At 69.6% G+C, this 3995-nt stretch carries 2 protein-coding genes and 1 pseudogene; all 3 read left to right on the top strand.

Annotated features, from left to right (window positions below; genetic code table 11):
* Positions 1-59 precede the first annotated feature (59 nt).
* The gene (locus RT2_RS24860) at positions 60-596 is read left to right on the top strand and encodes a GTP-binding protein (protein WP_072847479.1); all 537 of its coding nucleotides are present in this window, start codon (positions 60-62) and stop codon (positions 594-596) included.
* A 152-nt stretch (positions 597-748) separates the two neighbouring features.
* Complete coding sequence (gene gyrA, locus RT2_RS24855; protein ID WP_072847478.1) at positions 749-3262, top strand: DNA gyrase subunit A; 2514 nt, start codon at positions 749-751, stop codon at positions 3260-3262.
* Positions 3263-3802: 540 nt separating this feature from the next.
* A pseudogene (locus RT2_RS25710) lies at positions 3803-3995 on the top strand (hypothetical protein); the annotation flags it as partial.

Below are 3995 nucleotides of genomic sequence, written 5' to 3'. Positions count from 1 at the left end.
TGGAACTTCGGGAAAAAAAATCTAGCGCGCAAAACCCGGCCGGGTGACGTCGACCAAAGATCGTCGTGGGCGGGGGTTCGGCGTCGGCAAAGACCACGCTGGTCGGTGCGGTGTCCGAGATCGTGCCGTTGCGGACCGAGGCGTTGGTCACCGACGCTTCGGTCGGCGTCGACAACCTCAGCGCGACCCCGCAGAAGTCGACCACCACGGTGGCGATGGACTTCGGCCGGATCAGCCTCGCGGACGACCTGGTGCTGTACCTGTTCGGGACGCCGGGCCAGCACCGGTTCTGGTTCATGTGGGACGACCTGATCCGCGGCGCCATCGGGGCGATCGTGCTGATCGACACCCGGCGCCTCGACGAGTCCTTCGCCGCCGTCGACTTCTTCGAGGCCCGCAATCTTCCGTTCCTGATTGCGGTGAACGAGTTCGACGACGCGCCGCGTTACGCGACGGAGGACATCCGGCAGGCGCTGGCGGTGTCCCCGGACGTGCCGATCGTCTCCCTCGACGCCCGGGACCGGGAGTCGGCGAAGTCGGGGCTGGTCGCGGTCACCGAGTACGCGCTGAGCCGGCTGAGCCAGAGCGTCTGGTAGTCATCGGGCGGCGAAGATGCTGGTAAATGCGGACAATCAGCGAGTGCTGCGAGGTCTGGCTGACCTGCACCTATAGACTCGGGTGGTTGCGCGCCATCCTTCTGGACCGGTAGTCCGCGAGGAGACGTGAAGCCGAGTAGAAGAAGGAGCTCATGACCGACACCACGTTGCCGCCGGAGGGTCCGCAGCACGACCGGATCGAGCCCGTCGACATCCAGCAGGAAATGCAGAGCAGCTACATCGACTACGCCATGAGCGTGATCGTGGGCCGCGCCCTGCCGGACGTGCGGGACGGTCTCAAGCCGGTGCACCGCCGCGTGCTGTACGCGATGTACGACAACGGGTACCGCCCCGACCGCGGCTACGTGAAGTCGGCGCGTCCGGTTGCCGAGACGATGGGTAACTACCACCCGCACGGCGACACCTCGATCTACGACACCCTGGTCCGGATGGCCCAGCCGTGGTCGCTGCGCTACCCGCTCGTCGACGGCCAGGGCAACTTCGGTTCCCGCGGCAACGACGGCGCCGCCGCCATGCGTTACACCGAGTGCCGCCTGACGCCGCTCGCGATGGAGATGCTGCGCGAGATCGACCACGAGACGGTCGACTTCACGCCGAACTACGACGGCAAGACGCAGGAACCCACGGTCCTGCCCAGCCGCGTGCCAAACCTGCTGATCAACGGGTCCGGCGGCATCGCGGTCGGCATGGCCACGAACATCCCGCCGCACAACCTCGGCGAGGTAGCCGACGCCATCTACTGGGCGCTGGAGAACTACGAGGCTGACGAGGAAGCCACCCTCGCCGCGGTCATGGAGCGGATCAAGGGACCCGACTTCCCGACCCACGGGCTGATCGTCGGTGGCCAGGGCATCCACGACGCCTACACGACGGGCCGCGGCTCGGTCCGGATGCGCGGCGTGGTCGAGATCGAGGAGGATGCCAAGGGGCGCACCACGATCGTGATCACCGAACTGCCGTACCAGGTCAACCCGGACAACCTGATCACCTCGATCGCGGACCAGGTCCGGGACGCCAAGATCGCCGGAATCTCCGACATCCACGACGAGTCCTCGGACCGCGTCGGCATGCGCATCGTCGTCACCGTCAAGCGTGACGCCGTCGCGAAGGTGGTGCTCAACAACCTCTACAAGCACACCCAGCTGCAGACCAGCTTCGGCTGCAACATGCTCTCCATCGTCGACGGGGTGCCGCGCACCCTGCGGCTGGACCAGATGATCCGGCTGTACACGACGCACCAGCTCGAGGTCATCGTCCGGCGCACCCGGTACCTGCTGCGCAAGGCCGAGGAGCGGGCCCACATCCTGCGCGGCCTGGTCAAGGCGCTCGACGCGCTCGACGAGGTGATCGCCCTCATCCGGGCGTCGCAGACCGTCGACATCGCCCGCGCCGGCCTGATGAACCTGCTCACCGTCGACGAGATCCAGTCCGACGCCATCCTGGCGATGCAGCTGCGCCGCCTGGCGGCACTCGAACGACAGAAGATCGTCGACGAGCTCGCCGAGATCGAACTCGAGATCGCGGACTACGAGGACATCCTCGCGAAGCCGGAGCGCCAGCGGGCCATCGTCCGCGACGAGCTCAAGGAGATCGTCGACAAGTACGGCGACCCCCGGCGCACCCGGATCATCGCGGCCGACGGCGACGTCGCCGACGAGGACCTGATCGCCCGCGAGGACGTGGTCGTGACGATCACCGAGACCGGCTACGCCAAGCGCACCAAGACCGACCTGTACCGCTCGCAGAAGCGCGGCGGCAAAGGCGTGCAGGGTGCCGGGCTCAAGCAGGACGACATCGTCAAGCACTTCTTCGTCAGCTCGACGCACGACTGGATCCTGTTCTTCACCACCAAGGGCCGGGTCTACCGGGCCAAGGCGTACGAGCTGCCCGAGGCCAGCCGCACCGCGCGCGGCCAGCACGTGGCGAACCTGCTGGCCTTCCAGCCGGACGAGCGGATCGCCCAGATCATCCAGATCAAGACCTACGAGGACGCCCCCTACCTGGTCCTGGCCACCCGCAACGGGCTGGTCAAGAAGTCCAAGCTCACCGACTTCGACTCCAACCGCACCGGCGGCATCGTCGCGGTGAACCTGCGCGGCGAGGACGAACTGGTCGGGGCCGTGCTCTGCTCCGCCGACGAGGACCTGCTGCTGGTCTCGGCGCAGGGCCAGTCGATCCGCTTCTCGGCGACCGACGAGGCGCTGCGGCCGATGGGCCGCGCCACCTCCGGCGTGCAGGGCATGCGGTTCAACGGCGACGACGAGCTGCTCTCGATCAACGTGGTCCGGGAGGGCACCTACCTGCTGGTCGCGACCTCGGGCGGGTACTCCAAGCGGACCCCGATGGAGGACTACCCGGTCCAGGGCCGCGGCGGCAAGGGCGTGCTCACCATCCAGTACGACAGGCGCCGTGGCACCCTGGTCGGGGCGCTCATCGTCAACGACGACGACGAGCTCTACGCCATCACCTCGGGCGGCGGCGTTATCCGGACCGCTGCGAAGCAGGTCCGGAAGGCCGGCCGACAGACCAAGGGCGTGCGGTTGATGAACCTCGGGGACGGCGACACCCTGCTCGCGATCGCGCGCAACGCCGACGAACCCGACGACACCGAGGCCGACGCGACCGACGCATCGAAGGAGTCGTAAGTGAGCACTCCCCAACAGCCGGGCGGCGACCGGCAGGGGTCGAACGAGCCGAGAACCGGGCCGAACACGCGGCCGGAGCCGGTGAACGGGTCCGCACAGGCCGGCGCGAAGCCGGAACCGGCAGGGCCTGCGGCGGCAGCGTCGCCGCAGCAGCAGGGCCAGGCACGGCCGGCCGGGCCGCAGGCGTCCGGTACGCCGGCACCCGCGCAGGGTGTCGGCGGGGGAGCGCAGGCTCCCCGCCCCGCCGGGGGTGACGGCACGCTGTCGCGACCGCCGCAGTCAGGCCCGACCCAGGCAAATCCGACGCAGACCGGTCCGGCAGGGCAGGGCCCCGCGCAGGGGCGGCCGCAGCAGGCCCCCGTGCAGGGCCGCCCGGCGGGCGCCCAGGGCGGCGCGAACCAGGGCACGCCAGTCGAGGCGCCCGGAGCGCCGAAGCAGGCCGCCACTGGCCGTCCCGCTACGCCCCGACAGCCCGCGCCCCAGCAGTCGGCGCCCCAGCAGTCCGGGGCTCCGCAGTCAGCGACGCCTCAGACTGGCGCCGTGCGTCCCGCACAGGGGCAGCAGGCCGGTGGCCGGGGTCAGACCCCGCCGTGGCAGCGAGGCCAGCAGGGACAGCCAGGGGCACAGGCCCCGGGCAACGCTCCCGCCGGCCCGAACAACCAGGACGGCAAGGCGTCGGGCCAGTCCGGCGCCACGCAGCGTCCGGCCGGCCCGCAGTCGACCGGTGTCCAGC

This window comes from Rhodococcus tukisamuensis NBRC 100609, assembly GCF_001894985.1.
In the GTDB taxonomy this organism is placed as follows: domain Bacteria; phylum Actinomycetota; class Actinomycetes; order Mycobacteriales; family Mycobacteriaceae; genus Rhodococcus_G; species Rhodococcus_G tukisamuensis.
The sequence above is the reverse complement of the archived record's forward strand: the minus strand, read 5'-3'. Positions and strand labels throughout refer to the sequence as shown.

Excerpts from the sequence above, each read along its gene's own strand:
- gyrA (WP_072847478.1), top strand. The coding sequence starts at position 749 with ATGACCGACACCACGTTGCCGCCGGAGGGTCCGCAGCACGACCGGATC.